The 14,892-nt window shown below is 35.9% G+C and carries 15 protein-coding genes; 4 read left to right on the top strand and 11 right to left on the bottom strand.

Annotated elements, in window-relative coordinates:
- Window positions 1-52 precede the first annotated feature (52 nt).
- Window positions 53-229: a hypothetical protein gene (locus ABH961_RS03125; RefSeq protein WP_003304757.1), complete on the top strand. Its 177-nt coding sequence runs from the start codon at window positions 53-55 to the stop codon at window positions 227-229.
- 156 nt (window positions 230-385) lie between these two features.
- Here ABH961_RS03125 and ABH961_RS03120 read toward each other — a convergent pair whose 3' ends face one another.
- On the bottom strand, window positions 386-1,411 hold the full coding sequence (locus tag ABH961_RS03120; protein WP_404518868.1) for a DUF2515 domain-containing protein: 1,026 nt from the start codon (window positions 1,409-1,411) through the stop codon (window positions 386-388).
- Between the two features lie 103 nt (window positions 1,412-1,514).
- Here ABH961_RS03120 and recU point away from each other — a divergent pair, with 103 nt between their 5' ends.
- Window positions 1,515-2,117, top strand: coding sequence for a Holliday junction resolvase RecU (recU, locus tag ABH961_RS03115; protein WP_046958934.1), 603 nt, complete (start codon window positions 1,515-1,517; stop codon window positions 2,115-2,117).
- A gap of 65 nt (window positions 2,118-2,182) precedes the next feature.
- The gene (locus ABH961_RS03110) at window positions 2,183-4,879 is read left to right on the top strand and encodes a PBP1A family penicillin-binding protein (protein WP_404518866.1); all 2,697 of its coding nucleotides are present in this window, start codon (window positions 2,183-2,185) and stop codon (window positions 4,877-4,879) included.
- 23 nt (window positions 4,880-4,902) lie between these two features.
- On the opposite strand, the gene ABH961_RS03105 is transcribed toward ABH961_RS03110, so the two are convergent.
- From ABH961_RS03105 to panB, 10 genes are all read right to left on the bottom strand, one after another.
- Window positions 4,903-5,421, bottom strand: coding sequence for a YpoC family protein (locus tag ABH961_RS03105; RefSeq protein ID WP_098078650.1), 519 nt, complete (start codon window positions 5,419-5,421; stop codon window positions 4,903-4,905).
- Window positions 5,422-5,424: 3 nt separating this feature from the next.
- Entirely contained in the window at window positions 5,425-6,072 is a 648-nt protein-coding gene (gene nth, locus ABH961_RS03100) for an endonuclease III (RefSeq protein WP_098047384.1), read from the bottom strand.
- Window positions 6,073-6,087: 15 nt separating this feature from the next.
- Complete coding sequence (gene dnaD / locus ABH961_RS03095) at window positions 6,088-6,795, bottom strand: DNA replication protein DnaD (protein ID WP_000728534.1); 708 nt, start codon at window positions 6,793-6,795, stop codon at window positions 6,088-6,090.
- Between the two features lie 121 nt (window positions 6,796-6,916).
- A complete protein-coding gene (gene aspB, locus ABH961_RS03090; protein ID WP_000761545.1) occupies window positions 6,917-8,104 on the bottom strand; it encodes an aspartate transaminase AspB in 1,188 nt (395 codons plus the stop codon).
- Window positions 8,105-8,122: 18 nt separating this feature from the next.
- A complete protein-coding gene (locus tag ABH961_RS03085; protein WP_000758745.1) occupies window positions 8,123-8,626 on the bottom strand; it encodes a cell wall elongation regulator TseB-like domain-containing protein in 504 nt (167 codons plus the stop codon).
- Window positions 8,627-8,633: 7 nt separating this feature from the next.
- Complete coding sequence (locus ABH961_RS03080; RefSeq protein WP_000358351.1) at window positions 8,634-8,804, bottom strand: YpmA family protein; 171 nt, start codon at window positions 8,802-8,804, stop codon at window positions 8,634-8,636.
- A 250-nt stretch (window positions 8,805-9,054) separates the two neighbouring features.
- Window positions 9,055-11,859, bottom strand: a complete 2,805-nt coding sequence (dinG, locus tag ABH961_RS03075; RefSeq protein ID WP_098047383.1) for an ATP-dependent DNA helicase DinG — start codon at window positions 11,857-11,859, stop codon at window positions 9,055-9,057.
- Between the two features lie 128 nt (window positions 11,860-11,987).
- On the bottom strand, window positions 11,988-12,371 hold the full coding sequence (gene panD / locus ABH961_RS03070; RefSeq protein ID WP_000490178.1) for an aspartate 1-decarboxylase: 384 nt from the start codon (window positions 12,369-12,371) through the stop codon (window positions 11,988-11,990).
- A 12-nt stretch (window positions 12,372-12,383) separates the two neighbouring features.
- Complete coding sequence (panC, locus tag ABH961_RS03065; protein WP_046955211.1) at window positions 12,384-13,232, bottom strand: pantoate--beta-alanine ligase; 849 nt, start codon at window positions 13,230-13,232, stop codon at window positions 12,384-12,386.
- Complete coding sequence (panB, locus tag ABH961_RS03060) at window positions 13,232-14,068, bottom strand: 3-methyl-2-oxobutanoate hydroxymethyltransferase (RefSeq protein ID WP_000853116.1); 837 nt, start codon at window positions 14,066-14,068, stop codon at window positions 13,232-13,234. Before panB ends, panC begins: the two co-directional genes overlap by 1 nt.
- 410 nt (window positions 14,069-14,478) lie before the next feature.
- Between panB and ABH961_RS03055 the strand changes: the two genes are divergently transcribed.
- Window positions 14,479-14,868, top strand: a complete 390-nt coding sequence (locus ABH961_RS03055; RefSeq protein ID WP_098069315.1) for a cupredoxin domain-containing protein — start codon at window positions 14,479-14,481, stop codon at window positions 14,866-14,868.
- Window positions 14,869-14,892 lie beyond the last annotated feature (24 nt).

Raw genomic sequence — 14,892 nt, 5'->3', positions numbered from 1 at the left:
TCATGTAATTTCGCCGAATGACTCCTCACTCCTGCTCACATGACAAAACTAGTTGTTATTCGTCAAAGAAATCATTTTGTATGTCATTTATAGAAATGGTAACAATACAAAAAGGAGGTGTATGAAAATGGTAAAGAACAAAAACGAAAAAAAGAAAAAACAAAACAAACAAAATAAACCTGAGACTGGCAACCCTAAGTTAGATGGTCCAAACTTCCCTGCTACATAAAGTGAAACTTTAGCACTTTTACAAAAAGCTAATTTCTGAGCATCCTTAATCTCTTATATTCATTACGTTTTGAGATTAAATTCTTAGCATACACGGCAGGATTACTTTACATTAAGAAGTCCCGTCTTCATTTATGAAGACGGGACTTCTTTTTTATTATATCACGAACTCATCCATCCTTTTAACAAAACGATTTACGATAGAAGCAACATAGATTTGCTCCCTCTTTCTTTTATACCATTCTGTTATATCAACTTCACCCTTATACTCTTCCAGTAGAAACAACTCATTTATTTCCATATCTCTACAAAACCAATCTCTCATACTTATTTCCTTATGTGCAACGACAGGATAAACTTCTCTAAGGGCTGGCGTACAAGATTTTCTAGCTTCTCTTACATAATATTCATAATCTGCTCTTGATCCTGTGTGTATAGTTTGCAATGCAAACCTATGGAATAAACTTTTATAATTCGGATGAAACAGTAACTCCGCTAATTTCTGCCCTAGTTCTATACGCTTTTGTAACGTTTCAAATTGATAAACTGAAAAACCATACATCCTCCCTTCAACAGTCGGAAAAATAACAGCACTAATATGAAGCATTTCTTGCAATTTAAAAAGTGCAGTATGGAATACATGTTTTTTAAAATATAAATTCTCAATAACTGGTTTTTGAATTTTATTTTGCTCATTTATAATAAGCGCTGTCATGAGCCTATTTATATCTTTTTTTTCCCAAAAATAAATCCATTCTTTTTCCATAAAAATTGATACGTTAAAATATTGTAACAAATAGAATAGTGGTACCTGCCTCCTCTTACTTTCTTCGTATAACAATAGCTGAGGAAATGCATCTAAAAAAATAATCCAATTCGCTTCTTCATAAGTCAGAAACAAATGTTTTTTTACTGTTTGAGGTAAAACAGTAGCATAATATCTCCCTTTTAAATCAGTCATATTCCATCCCGCATTTCTCGAGACCATACTTGCTAAAAAGGCCCACCTAATTTCACTGTTCCTTACATAATATTCTTGATAAGACTGTGTTCGAGAAATGTTGTCCATATTAGCCATTTCTATTTGCCTCTTAATGTTATAAACGATTGTTTTTTCTTCGTCTGTACAAACCATATTTTTACGATATTGTTTAATTTTCTCATAATCATTCCATGTAAACATAAATAAGTCATCATACCTTTCTTCAAAAAGGTCACATCTTTTTTCATTTTTTGTTATAATCACCTTTGTAAGTAATTCTTAGCAAGTTGGGAGTGGACACACTATGACCATTCGTTACCCAAACGGAAAACGGTACAATCAAGCTTCACAACCCCATAAAACACCAATTAAAAAACATACTTATAGTAATAGAGGTATGTCCCTTGAAGAGGAATTGAATGAAACAAATGAATATTACTTAACCCATAATATTGCATGTGTACATAAAAAACCTACACCTCTTCAAATTGTAAAAGTAGATTACCCCGCTCGAAGTGCTGCAGTGGTAAAAGAAGCGTATTTTAAACAACCTTCTACAACAGATTACAACGGTGTATACAAAGGGAAATACATCGATTTTGAAGCGAAAGAAACAAAAAATAAAACCAGCTTTCCACTTCAAAACTTCCACCTTCATCAAATTGAACATATGAAGCAAGTAATCGTTCATGATGGAATTGCATTTGTTATTATTAAATTTACACTTTTTGATGAACTTTATTTACTAGATGCAAAACATATTATTGCATTTTGGAATCGTCAAAATACTGGTGGACGGAAATCGATTACGAAAGAAGAAATAGAAGAGCATGGATCTTTATTATCATGCGGTTATCACCCTCGGATTGATTATATCCGTGTACTAGACACGGTTTATTTTTCGTGATAGAGTCATCACTAAGGCTCTTTTTTCGACTTTTGGGGAGAGAATGAAAGGTAGGAGAAAGTATAATGTCAGATAATTATCGTTCTCGTACAGAACGAAATCATGTAAAAAATCAAAATCAAAAGCAAGAAACAAATAAAGAAAAAAAACCAAAGAAAAAGGGCTCCTTTTTTAAAAAATTCCTTATAGGTTGTCTACTTCTTGGTATCGTTGGTCTTATAGCTAGCGTTTCCGCTTTCTTTGTTATGGTGAAGGACGCTCCAAAATTAGACAAATCAAAACTTGTCAATCCTTTATCAACAAAGTTTCTTGATAAGAATGGGAACTTTTTCTATGAATACGGTGCTGAAAAACGAACCCACGTTACGTATGATCAAATTCCAAAGGTAGTTGAAAGTGCATTCCTTGCAACTGAGGATTCACGTTTCTATGATCATAATGGAATTGATTTTAAACGAACTACAAAAGCAGTTATGGAAAATGTCACTGGAGGGTTCGGATCTCAAGGTGGTAGTACGATTACACAACAAGTAGTCAAAAACTATTTTCTAACGATGGACAAAACTGCGAAGAGAAAAGTACAAGAATGGTACCTATCTTACAAATTAGAGCAACAATACTCTAAACATGAGATCTTAGAAATGTACTTAAATAAGATTAACTTAGGTAACCGTTCGTACGGTATTGCAACAGCAGCCCAAAAATATTATAACAAAGATTTAAAAGACTTACAGTTACATGAAGCTGCTATGCTCGCTGGTTTACCCCAAGGTCCAAACATTTATGATCCAACCAAAAAGGAAAATGTTGAACGAGCAACAAATCGTCGTAATGTCGTATTGTCATTAATGAATCGACATGGTTATATAACAAAAGATGAAATGGATAACGCAATGAAAATCTCTGTAACTGAGGGTCTTCAACCGGCTTCAGAAGTAACTGAGATGAAGTATCAAGCATTTTTAGATGCTGTTGTAAAAGAAGTTGAAAAAGAATATCCCGATATAAATATCGGTTCAGATGGTTTAACGATTCATACAACACTTGACCAAGATGCTCAAGATTATGCTGAAAAAATTATGGATGGCAATCTTATTAAGTATCCGAACGATCAATTCCAAGGATCATTCGTATTTATGGATACACAATCTGGAGAAGTTCGAGCAATTGGAGCTGGGCGTAAAGAAAGTAAGTCTACTTTCAAAGGTCATAATATGGCCACTGATTTAAAACGCCAAGTTGGTTCAACAATGAAACCAATTTTCGACTACGGTCCAGCAATTGAGAATTTACAATGGTCTACATATCATCAATTAAATGACTCAGAGTATACGTATTCCACTGGTAAAAAAATACGAAATGCAACAAATAGTTACAAAGGTGACGTTTCACTACGTGAAGCTTTGAAAAAGTCATTAAACATTCCAGCTTTAAAGACAGCTCAAGCGGTTGGTCTTCCTAAGTCACAAGCGTTTGCTGAAGGTTTAGGTATGACATTTAAAGACGGCAAAACATTTGAATCAACAGCAATTGGTAGTAACGATAGTTCTCCATTACAATTAGCGGGGTCATATGCAGCCTTTGGTAACGGTGGGAACTACAATAAACCGCACTTCGTAAAAGAAGTTATCTTCCCAGATGGGAAAAAGAAAAGTTTTAAACCGAAAGAACAACGTGCGATGCAAGACTACACAGCTTACATGGTGACTGACGTTCTTCGTGACGTAGTAAAACCTGGTGCTGGCGGTACTGGTCCAACAGCATACGTTTCAGGTGTTGATGTTGCCGGTAAAACAGGAACACAAAACTTTGATGAAGACGTTCTTAAAAAATATGGTATTCCAGCTGATGCAAACAGAGATAGTTGGTTCGCTGGATATACACCGCAATATACAATGGCAGTATGGACTGGTTACGAAAAAAATGGCCCAGAAAACTACATTAGTGATCGTTATACTAGAATTGCACAACAAATGTTCCAAGTAATGATGAGCAAATTCGCTACAGATAAATCCCGTTTCGAGCGTCCTTCTTCTGTACAAGAAATAAACGGAGAGTTATACGTAAAAGGTGCGAAAAAAGATGCAATTAAACAAATTAAAGTAGATGCACCTAGTGGTCTTAATGTCACTTTCGATGGCGCTAGTACTGTTACACTAAACTGGTCTGGACCAACAGAAGTTGATGCGTATGCAGCAAGCTATAAAGCGACTGACGGTTCAAGTGGTAGCCTATCAATAAGTGGTACGACAGCTTCTCTTGGTGGTATTAAACCTGGCGTTACTTACAGCTTCTCTGTAGTAGCGAAAAAAGGTACTGGAACAAGCCCAGCAGTTGGAGCATCCTTCACTGCGCCTGGCGGAACTCCAGATGCGAAGAAAACTGAAGAGGAAGCTGCCAAAAAGAAAGCCGAAGAAGAAGCTCAGAAAAAAGCTGATGAGGAAGCTCAGAAAAAGGCTAATGGAGATAAATTAAAACAAGAAGAAGCTCAGAAAAAAGCTGCTGAAGAGCAGCGTAAACAACAAGAGCAACAGCAACAACAAGAACAACAACGTAAACAACAAGAAGAAGCTCAGAAAAAGGCTGCTGAAGAAGAAGCTGCTAGAAAGAAAGCCGAAGAAGAAGCTGCTAGAAAGAAAGCTGAAGAAGAGGCTGCTAGAAAAAAAGCTGAAGAAGAACAACACAAGCAACAAGAACAACAACAAAATACCGGAGGAGATACACCTCACGCAGACGGAAATGTTGTCACAACAGAGTCTTAATACAAAAAAAGAAGTCCTTTCTCTTAACGAGGAAAGGACTTCTTTTTTGTTATCATTTTCTTAACATATAGCTTTTCTATTTCAATATACAACTGCGCTAACTGAATATAGGAATGATAATTATTCGGTTTCTTTATAATGAACGAATATCGCTCCATAAAATTAACTGGTTGTACTTCCAATTTACTCGTATAAGCTTCCATTTCATTCAAACTATGAACAGGTTGCTCATTTAGCCAATATATAATCGATAACAAATGTGCCGCAAAAAGAATCATTGGACCTTCAGCTTCTTGTTTATTTCTGTTTCGAAATAGCGTAGCAATGTCTTCATGCTTACTTTTCCATACATTCAACAGTACAGGAATACTATTTTCAATTTCATTCCACGGCTCATATTGTCTTTCAATATCAAATATAAAGTAAGTATTTTGTATTATTTCTTCAAAAGACTGATCTGTATGATACATAATCGAAGTTACGCTTTCTGTAAAAAATGGTAAGCACCGAAATTCTTTCGGTATTTCTATAACTCGCTCCATCCTTTATTTCCCCTTCATTCGCTTCTTTCCTTCACGACACACTTCTAGTAATCGGCACTCTTCACATTGTGGTCGCTGTGCTTTACAGTGGTAACGCCCAAAGAAAATCATACGATGATGTGTAACGCCCCATTCATCCATCGGAACTTTCTTCATTAATGTCTTTTCTACTTCTAACACCGAATCTTTCCACCTACAAATCGCTAACCGTTTACTCACTCTCTCTACATGCGTATCAACAGCAATCGCTGGAATTCCAAATGCAACCGAAACAACTACATTCGCTGTCTTTCTTCCTACTCCTGGTAATTTCGTCAGCTCGTCACGGTCTTCTGGAACTTTCCCGTTATAATCATCTAGCAACATCTGGCACAATTTTTGAATATTTTTCGCCTTATTTCTAAACAATCCAATGGAACGTATATCTTGTTGTAATTCTTCTAAAGACACGCTTAAATAATCTTCTGGTGTTTTATATTTTTGAAATAAATTTTTCGTCACTTTATTTACAAGTGCATCTGTACATTGTGCAGATAACGCCACCGCGATTACTAATTCAAATGGATTATCATGAATTAATTCACAATGTGCTTCTGGATACATATCCGCCATTGTGTCTAAACAATAGCGAATTTGCGCTTTATTTAACATATACTTCCTCCTACATTACTGCTCCAACCAATTATAAAAAGGCACTTTCCCAGTAAATTTCGTCTCTTGTTTTGTCGTTTGCTGCGTTCGTTGTTGATTTGCTCTAAATTTCCGTCCTTGGTTTTGGGCTTGATCTACTGTTTTAATACCATTCTTTTTCCACTCAAATAAAATACGATCAATATATCGGAAATTAAGCTTACCGCTCATTACAGCTTCCCTGAGGGCCGCTTGAATTAAATTCGGATGATGTTGATCTTGATCTTCCCACATACCCAACGTTTCACATTCAAACGGAGAAAGTGGTCTTCCAAATTCTTTTTCAAATACTGTATATAAATTTACTTGCAGTTGTTTTATTTCTTTTTGTTCTTCCTCTATTGATTCGTTCATTAAGAAATGCAATATTTTTTCCCATAGCGGTTGTAAAGAATAACTTTCACACATCATCGCTTCTGATTTTTGTCCACCTTCTAGTGATAAAAAACCTTTTTGAATCAATGTCTGAATTACTTCCATACATTTCATTTCAGTAATCGTCATCCGTTCTGAAATCTCTGACGGAGTCGGAAACGAATTGCCCGATTCTAAAAATGTGTGTACATGAAGTACAACCATAAATTCCATTTCATTTAACCCTAATTTTTTATAATGCATCATAAGTAATTTTGGAATTGCAATGCTTCCCTGCTCAAACCACTGTAACATCATTTTCTTTTTCATCACCAAACACCTCGCTCTCTAGTATAACACACCTTTCGCTATTTCTTTTTGCCACAATTCGTCAAAAAAACCTTCCTATTATGTAGGAAGGTTTTTTGTATTGCGTTAATAAAATATACAATTAAGCTTGCACTTTACTTTTCATAAACGTATGAATGCGTTCTAATGCTTTCTCTACTTGTTCAAGAGATGTCGCATATGATAAACGAACGTTATTTGGAGCACCAAATCCTGTACCTGGTACAAGAGCCACTTTTTCCTCTTCTAATAGAGCTTTTGCCCAATCATCCACAGTTTCGTATCCTGATAAAGCTACAGCTTCTTTTACATTAGGGAATAAGTAAAATGCACCTTGTGGTTTAATGCAAGTAAAGCCAGGGATTTGAATTAATTTATCATAAATAATGTTTAATCTTTCTTCAAATGCTTGACGCATTGTTTCTACAGGTTCTTGTGAGCCTGCATATGCTGCAATTGCGCCGTATTGAGCGATTGAAGTAGGGTTTGACGTACTATGACTCGCTAAGTTCGTCATCGCTTTAATAAGCTGCTTATTTCCTGCTGCATATCCAATACGCCATCCTGTCATAGAATGAGATTTAGATACACCATTAATAATAAGTGTTTGTTCTTTTAATGCATTAGAAAGCTGGGCAATCGAAGTATATTCTGCTCCACCATAAATTAATTTTTCATAAATTTCATCTGAAACGATTAAAATATCGTGTTCTAAACATACCTCTCCAAGCTGTTGTAATTCCTCTTTGCTATAAATCATTCCTGTTGGATTGCTCGGTGAATTAATAATAACTGCTTTCGTTTTCTCTGTAATTGCCTCACGCAGCTGCTTCGCTGTAATTTTGTACTCATTGTCTTCCAGGCCTTCTACGTAAACTGGCTTACCTCCAGCAAGCTTTACTTGCTCAGGATAACTTACCCAATAAGGAGTTGGGATGATAACTTCATCTCCTTCATCAAGTAACACTTGGAATAATGTATATAATGCATGCTTTGCACCGTTACATACAATAATTTCAGATGGATCATACGCAATTCCTTGATCACGTGTAAACTTCTTCACAATTTCTTGTTTTAACGCTTGTAATCCACCTGTTGGTGTATACTTCGTATGTCCTTCTAACATCGCTTTATGTGCAGCATCCATAATATGTTCTGGCGTATTAAAGTCAGGTTCTCCTGCCCCTAATCCAATTACATCATGACCTTCTGCTTTTAATGCTTGTGCCTTTGCTGTAATTTCTAAAGTTGCAGATGGTGTTAAAGCAGCTACTCGCTTTGCTAATTTCATTTGTAGTTCCCCCTACATCTATTTTTCAATGCTGTAGTGACCAGCATAAGCCCCATTTTGAAACTCTAAATAATAATACGTATAACGATCTTCCTGATCAATATATGTAATTTCCCACAACGGAATATCGTTTTGAGCACCTAATTTTACTTTTATAATTTCTTTTGGCTTTGGCTTTGGCTCATCACCTTTTCCTGTAGCTTGTTCAGCCAACTTTTGCAAAGCTTCTTTTTCAGGAATACCTTCACTCTTTTTCTTCACAAGGACATTCCCTTTTTTATTAGGCACCCAAACAATAATTTGTTCTCCTTTTTCGTCTACACCTTGTACGACTGTATATGAAGAATTTCCATTATAATAATCAACAGATTTTACTTTTGTAAGCTTTGCCTTTTCTTTCGCAATTTCTACAGATTTTTCCTCTTTATGGATTTTCTTTTCCATTGCTTTATTGTAAACATACGCCCCATATATTCCGCTAGCAACGATTACGATAACGATTGCAAAGATCCACTTTTTCATTGTATCACTACGTTCTGTAAATCGTAAATACAGCTATTTCTTTATCTTTTTCGTCTAATGCTAATCCGAACATGAGGTCCTGTTCTTTTAACGTACGATTCAAACTATCAACAATTTTATACAAGTCAGACGAATATTTAATACGCGTCGTTGATAGGACTTCGATTTTCTTATCCATGAAAAAACTCCTCCGTTACACAAAAATTTCTAATTATAGAAGAACGCAATACGGTTACAATAAGAGTACATTCTTTACAACCCCTGCTTCATCACCCATCTATTATAGCAGGACATGTACTGCAAAAAAAGGTTTCAAGTCGAAAACCAATACATTTTGTATACAAGAAGTAAGAAAAATAAAATTCCTCCTCCCCACATTTTTTACGCCTGAAGCTTAAATGTACTTCAGGCGTATTTTTCTTCCAATTTTATTTATTTGGCCATGCCTTTAATTGTTCTAATAATTCTTCTAGAGGGCCTTCATAAAGCGGAACAGTTGGGATTGATTGTAAAAAACGTTTTCCATAAGAAGCGCTTATCAAACGACGGTCTAATACAAATACTGTTCCGGTATCTGTACTTGTTCTAATCAGACGACCAAATCCTTGTTTGAAACGCAAGATTGCTTGCGGGAGTGCTAACTTAGCGAATACGTCCTCTCCTTGATTTTTTAACCACTCTCCTTTTGCTTCCATCATCGGTTGATGAGGAGGCGTAAAGGGAAGCCGTACAATAACAAGACAACTAAGGGCATCTCCAGGTATATCTATCCCTTCCCAAAAACTACTTGTTCCTAACAAAATCGATTTGTCGAACTCTTGAAATTTACGAATGAGACGACTTCGGCTCTTATTATTTACACTTTGCGTTAATAATAAATACCCCTCTAATTCCTCATCATTTTTCAAATTCGTATACGCTTCTTTCAACATTTCATACGAAGTGAATAAAACAAGCATTCTACCTTTTGTAGCTTTCGCTATTTTTGCAATATGTGCCGACACAGATTCAATATATTCTTCATTACTTGCTTGCTTAATAAAAGGCACATCTGTTGAAACCATTAATTTCATCTGTTCTTCAAAACGGAATGGTGATGGAACCTGTAATGTATTGGGAGCAAAATCATGTAAACCTAGCTCCTCTTTTATATAGTCAAATGAATCGTTTACTGTTAACGTTGCTGATGTGAAAATAACACTCTTTTTTTGTGTTAAAAATTCATCCGCAAGCCTTTCACCAATATGAACAGGCTGTGCATATAAAACGGTTGAATGAATTGTTCCCTTCGTTTCAGTCTCCATCCATGTCACGTATGAATTTTTTTCTAAAATGAGTAATTGTAAAGATTGTTCCATCTTTCTCAACAACTCAATTAAATGCATAAATTCACCTGTAACAACATGCATCTCCCATTCTAATTTACTTTGCAATATATCAACTTGCTTCTCAAGTATAGTCAATAATTTTCTTACATCGTATACAAAACGATTTGTTAACTCTGTAATGCTATCCCATAACTTACCTTTCTCTACTTCCGTGTTATATCGATAAATGAGTGGCATATTGCTTATCCCTTGTTCCTGCTTTGTTTGTTTAAAGATGAAAGCACGTAACATTTGGAATAGCTCATCCGCATCAAATTTCAATTCCTTCAAACTATGACTCACCATACGGAAAGTCGAACGAGAGGCTTGCTCTGATTTTTTCATCATTTTATATACTTTAGAAAGTACATCATCTGTTTCTAGCGTACCAAGACGAGATAAAACTAATTGAAAATACATACAGGAGAACTGTTCACCTAATGTTCTACTCGCCGCTTCCTCGATATGATGAGCTTCATCAAAAATAATATGTTCACATGAAGCAAATAGTGGTTCTTCACTTGAAAAATCTTGAAATAATAACGCATGATTTGTAATAACGATATCTGCAAATAATGCTTTATTCTTTGCTCGTTGATAAAAACAACGGCTATACCAGTTGCTTTGCATCCCACCTGGACTATGTACATCACTACAAATACGGTTCCAAAGTAACTTTCCGCCCTCAGGAATATTTAATTCATCACGATCGCCAGTTTCTGTTTGCAATAACCACACTAAAATTTTTGCCTTTGTGAGCGCCATATCATAATTTTTCTCTTCCTCTTGCAAAGCATATTCAAATTTATGTAGACAAAGATAATGCTTTCTTCCTTTCAAAAGAGCTACTTCAAATGAAAATGGCATTATTTTCTGTAATAATGGAATTTCTTTTTCTAATATTTGTTGTTGCAGTTGTACTGTTTGGGTACTTATGATGACAGGTTCTTCTTTTTTCGTTGCAAAATAAATACTTGGAAGTAAATATGCAAGAGTCTTTCCTGTTCCTGTTCCTGCTTCAATTAGTGAAAACCTAGAATCTCTTAGTGCTGTATATATTTCCTTCATCATAATCTGTTGGCTTTCTCTTTTTTCAAACTTTGGCATATTCAATTCAAGTTTATCGATTGCCTTATGCAAGAAAGCATCAAATTTAGATGAACATGTTTCACTGAGATTTAAAGCATAATTCCGTTTTCGAAGCGCAATATTTCGATACACTTCATACCCCTCTGCCACTTTTCTACCATGCATCATTTTCTTTAAAATATTTTCAGAAAGTACATCCGCTATATCACTTTGAAAAACATCGCTCAATTCATAAAGCGATTGCAAGGTGACAAGTGGTAACTTTTCAATTTCATTTAAAAATTGTAAAAATAATTCCGCTGTTGCAAGAGCATCACTATCCGCACGATGCGGTTGATCGTGCTCTAATTCATGTTGTTTAGCTAAATCACGTAATTTATAACTATCAGCTGTCGGCAAAAGAATTTGCGCCAACTCCACTGTATCAACTTTCGGACAATGTACTTCTGTATATCCAGCCCACCTTAATTCTTCCGTTAAAAAATTCCAATCAAAGTGAACGTTATGTGCAACGAAAGCTGCACCTTGCAATAGCTCAACAACCATCGGGGCTACATCTTGAAATAACGGGGCTTGCTTAACCATACTCTCATCAATCCCTGTTAATTCTGTAATAAATGGCGGAATCTCTCTCTTCGGATTAATAAAAGATGAAAAAATCTCTAGTATCTCTCCATCTTCCACTACAACAGCTGCGATTTGGGTAATTTTATCCTTCCCGTCCTTCCAGGAGTTCCCTGTCGTCTCTAAATCCACAACGACATAACGTTTACTCATATATGTAACACCTCAATTTCTTACCTATCAAACACAAAATTATATAATGTTACTATACCACGTTTTATCTCATCTTAATGAAAAGATGCACAAAAAAGCTATCTCCGTAATAGAGATAGCCTTCTTACTTATAATATCGTACCCGCTTTTTCAGCGCCTAACATTTGGATAATTTGATTATCATCGTCTAATACTGCAATTTTCGGCTCTTGGTTATGAATATTTTCTTCTGCCACTAAACCGTAGCAAATAATAATAACTTTATCCCCTGGCTGTACAAGCCTTGCAGCTGCACCATTTAAACAAACAACACCGCTACCGCGTTCTCCTTTAATAACATATGTCTCTAAGCGCGCACCATTATTGTTATTTACAATTTGTACTTTTTCATTTTCTACAATATTTACTGCATCCATTAAATCTTCATCAATTGTAATACTACCTACATAATTTAAGTTTGCTTCTGTTACCGTAGCGCGATGTAACTTCGCTCTCATCATTGTGCGAAACATAGATGCTCCCCCTTATTTAACCGTTAATGTTATATTGTCAATTAATCGTACATTCTCAAATTTAACTGCAATTGCTAAAATGATTCGTCCTTCAATTTTATCTATTACTTGTAGTGAAGGATAGGCATATAAATCAGCATAATCTACAGTGCCTTTCGTATACGTCTCAATATACTCTTTCACAAGAGTTGTAATGATTTCTGCATTACGTTCGCCTGCTTCAATTCTTTCTTTCGCTTTACATAGACTGCGATATAAATGAGGAGCCTCTTCACGCTCTTCTTGTGATAAATACACGTTACGAGAACTTTTCGCTAATCCATCTACTTCCCTTACAATATCCACTGGTACGATCGTAACCGGAATATTAAAATCAGCGACAAATCCTTCAATGACAGCAACTTGCTGTGCATCTTTCATACCAAAATAAGCACGCGTTGGCAATGTAATATTAAATAGTTTCATTAGTACAGTCGCAACTCCAGCGAAATGACCAGGTCTTTGTTTGCCACATAATACATCGGTACGCTTTACAACTGCTACTGTTGTCGTTTGTTCTGCTGGATACATTTCTTCTACGCTCGGATAAAATAAATAATCTACACCGTTTTCTTTTGCTACATTTTCATCTCTATCAATATCACGAGGGTATCGATCTAAATCTTCATTCGGCCCAAACTGTAGCGGATTGACAAACACGCTTAAAACCACAATTTCATTTTCTTCTCTTGCCTTACGTAATAAAGTCGCATGGCCTTCATGTAAATAACCCATCGTTGGAACAAAACCAATACTTTTTCCACTTATACGAAGTTCGTTTGTAATTTGCTGCATCTCTTGCACTGTAGTTACGATTTTCATTATTGTTTTCCTCCGTATAACGCTAAGCATTCTTCCTCTTTCATTGTGAATGAATGTTTTTCTTCTGGAAATTGCCCTGTCTTTACTTCAGTAACGTATTGTGAAATCCCTCGCACAATCTCCTCTTGAACAGACGTATATTGCTTTACAAATTTCGGAACACGATTTACGCCGTATGAGATAAGATCATGATAAACAAGTACTTGCCCATCTACTTTTTTCCCTGCTCCAATTCCAATCGTCGGAATTGTTAGTTGCTTCGAAATTAATTCCGCTAACTGCATTGGCACACATTCTAACACAAGCGCTATCGCACCAGCTTCCTCACATCTCTTCGCATCTTCTATTAATTTTTTTGCACTTTCAGCATCTTTTCCTTGTACTTTATACCCACCTAGTACTCCTACAGATTGAGGAGTTAAGCCTAAGTGTGCCACGACAGGAATTCCCGCATTCGTCAAGTAATGAATAGTTGATACCACTTCCCCTGCACCTTCTACCTTCAGTGCATGAGCACCACTCTCTTGAACAATGCGGCGTGCATTCACCATCGTATCTTGAGGCGACACATGATACGACATAAATGGCATATCAGTTACAATAAACGTCTCTTTCGCTCCTCGGCGTACAGCTTTCGTATGATGAATCATATCCTCTACTGTTACAGGTACTGTTGAATCGTAGCCGAGCACAACCATCCCAAGGGAATCTCCAACTAGAATCATATCAACTTCAGCTTCTTCTGCTAACTTAGCAGACGGATAATCATACGCCGTTAGCATCGTAATCGGCTCACCTTGCTCTTTCATCTTCAAAAAATCTGTTTTTGTTTTCAAAAACTACTCCTCCTTTATACAGGAGAGAGGAGATGGCCGAAATCATATAAAAAACCCCTCTGGCCATAAAAGGGCAGAAGGGTTGTGTGTTAGTCGGCATTATTCATCCCTCTGTCCCAGTCCGTTATTGGATCAAGGCAGAATCCAAGTTATTATTTTTCGTATTGCTTTGAATCATGGTGCAGTTCGCTCTGATACTGCCCATATTCGAACTAATTATAGCAAACTCCAAAAAGAAATTACTACATTTTTTTGAAAAAATAATTTTTTATTCCTATTACGGTATGTGAAATTTTTAAACATCACTCCATTATAGAAAGATAAATCGCTTAATTTACATGCATAGTATAACTCTTCAAATAATGATGCAGGTTAATGGAGGAAACATACTTATAAAAGGAGAATTGCGAATGTCTATGAACAAATGGTTATTTCGACTTACCGGTTTTCTTGTGATAATTGTAGGGATGATAACGTTTAGCTCCTTCCATGTATTTGCTTCAGTTAACGTCGTGACACAACCTATCGATTCAACGAAAGTAATTGAGGTTGAACTGAATGATGATTACTTTAACCCTAATGTCATCACGATTCCGATCGAACAATCTACAACATTGCTTTTGAAAAACAAAGGTAAAAGCGAGCACACCTTTACAGTAAAAACACTCGGAATTGACGTCGTAGTCGAGTCCGGAAAAGAAAAAAATATTACCGTGAAACCTACAAGTGCTGGTACATATGAATTAATATGTCGGTACCATCTCCTTAAAGGAATGGAAGGCAAAGTAATCGTCAAATAAAAAGAAGTTCCTAATAGGAACTTC

Origin of the sequence: Bacillus sp. RC251, assembly GCF_044908765.1 — a bacterium.
GTDB classification, from domain to species: Bacteria; Bacillota; Bacilli; order Bacillales; family Bacillaceae_G; genus Bacillus_A; species Bacillus_A wiedmannii.
The sequence above is the reverse complement of the archived record's forward strand: the minus strand, read 5'-3'. Positions and strand labels throughout refer to the sequence as shown.

What these genes read in the sequence shown, in the direction of transcription:
- panC (WP_046955211.1), bottom strand. Translation starts at nt 13,232, where the DNA reads ATGAAAATCGTAACTACAGTGCAAGAGATGCAGCAAATTACAAACGAA.
- panD (WP_000490178.1), bottom strand. Translation starts at nt 12,371, where the DNA reads ATGTTTCGCACAATGATGAGAGCGAAGTTACATCGCGCTACGGTAACA.
- ABH961_RS03110 (WP_404518866.1), top strand. Translation starts at nt 2,183, where the DNA reads ATGTCAGATAATTATCGTTCTCGTACAGAACGAAATCATGTAAAAAAT.
- ABH961_RS03105 (WP_098078650.1), bottom strand. Translation starts at nt 5,421, where the DNA reads ATGGAGCGAGTTATAGAAATACCGAAAGAATTTCGGTGCTTACCATTT.
- ABH961_RS03120 (WP_404518868.1), bottom strand. Translation starts at nt 1,411, where the DNA reads ATGTTTACATGGAATGATTATGAGAAAATTAAACAATATCGTAAAAAT.
- ABH961_RS03085 (WP_000758745.1), bottom strand. Translation starts at nt 8,626, where the DNA reads ATGAAAAAGTGGATCTTTGCAATCGTTATCGTAATCGTTGCTAGCGGA.
- ABH961_RS03080 (WP_000358351.1), bottom strand. Translation starts at nt 8,804, where the DNA reads ATGGATAAGAAAATCGAAGTCCTATCAACGACGCGTATTAAATATTCG.
- dinG (WP_098047383.1), bottom strand. Translation starts at nt 11,859, where the DNA reads ATGAGTAAACGTTATGTCGTTGTGGATTTAGAGACGACAGGGAACTCC.
- aspB (WP_000761545.1), bottom strand. Translation starts at nt 8,104, where the DNA reads ATGAAATTAGCAAAGCGAGTAGCTGCTTTAACACCATCTGCAACTTTA.
- ABH961_RS03055 (WP_098069315.1), top strand. Translation starts at nt 14,479, where the DNA reads ATGTCTATGAACAAATGGTTATTTCGACTTACCGGTTTTCTTGTGATA.
- nth (WP_098047384.1), bottom strand. Translation starts at nt 6,072, where the DNA reads ATGTTAAATAAAGCGCAAATTCGCTATTGTTTAGACACAATGGCGGAT.
- recU (WP_046958934.1), top strand. Translation starts at nt 1,515, where the DNA reads ATGACCATTCGTTACCCAAACGGAAAACGGTACAATCAAGCTTCACAA.
- dnaD (WP_000728534.1), bottom strand. Translation starts at nt 6,795, where the DNA reads ATGAAAAAGAAAATGATGTTACAGTGGTTTGAGCAGGGAAGCATTGCA.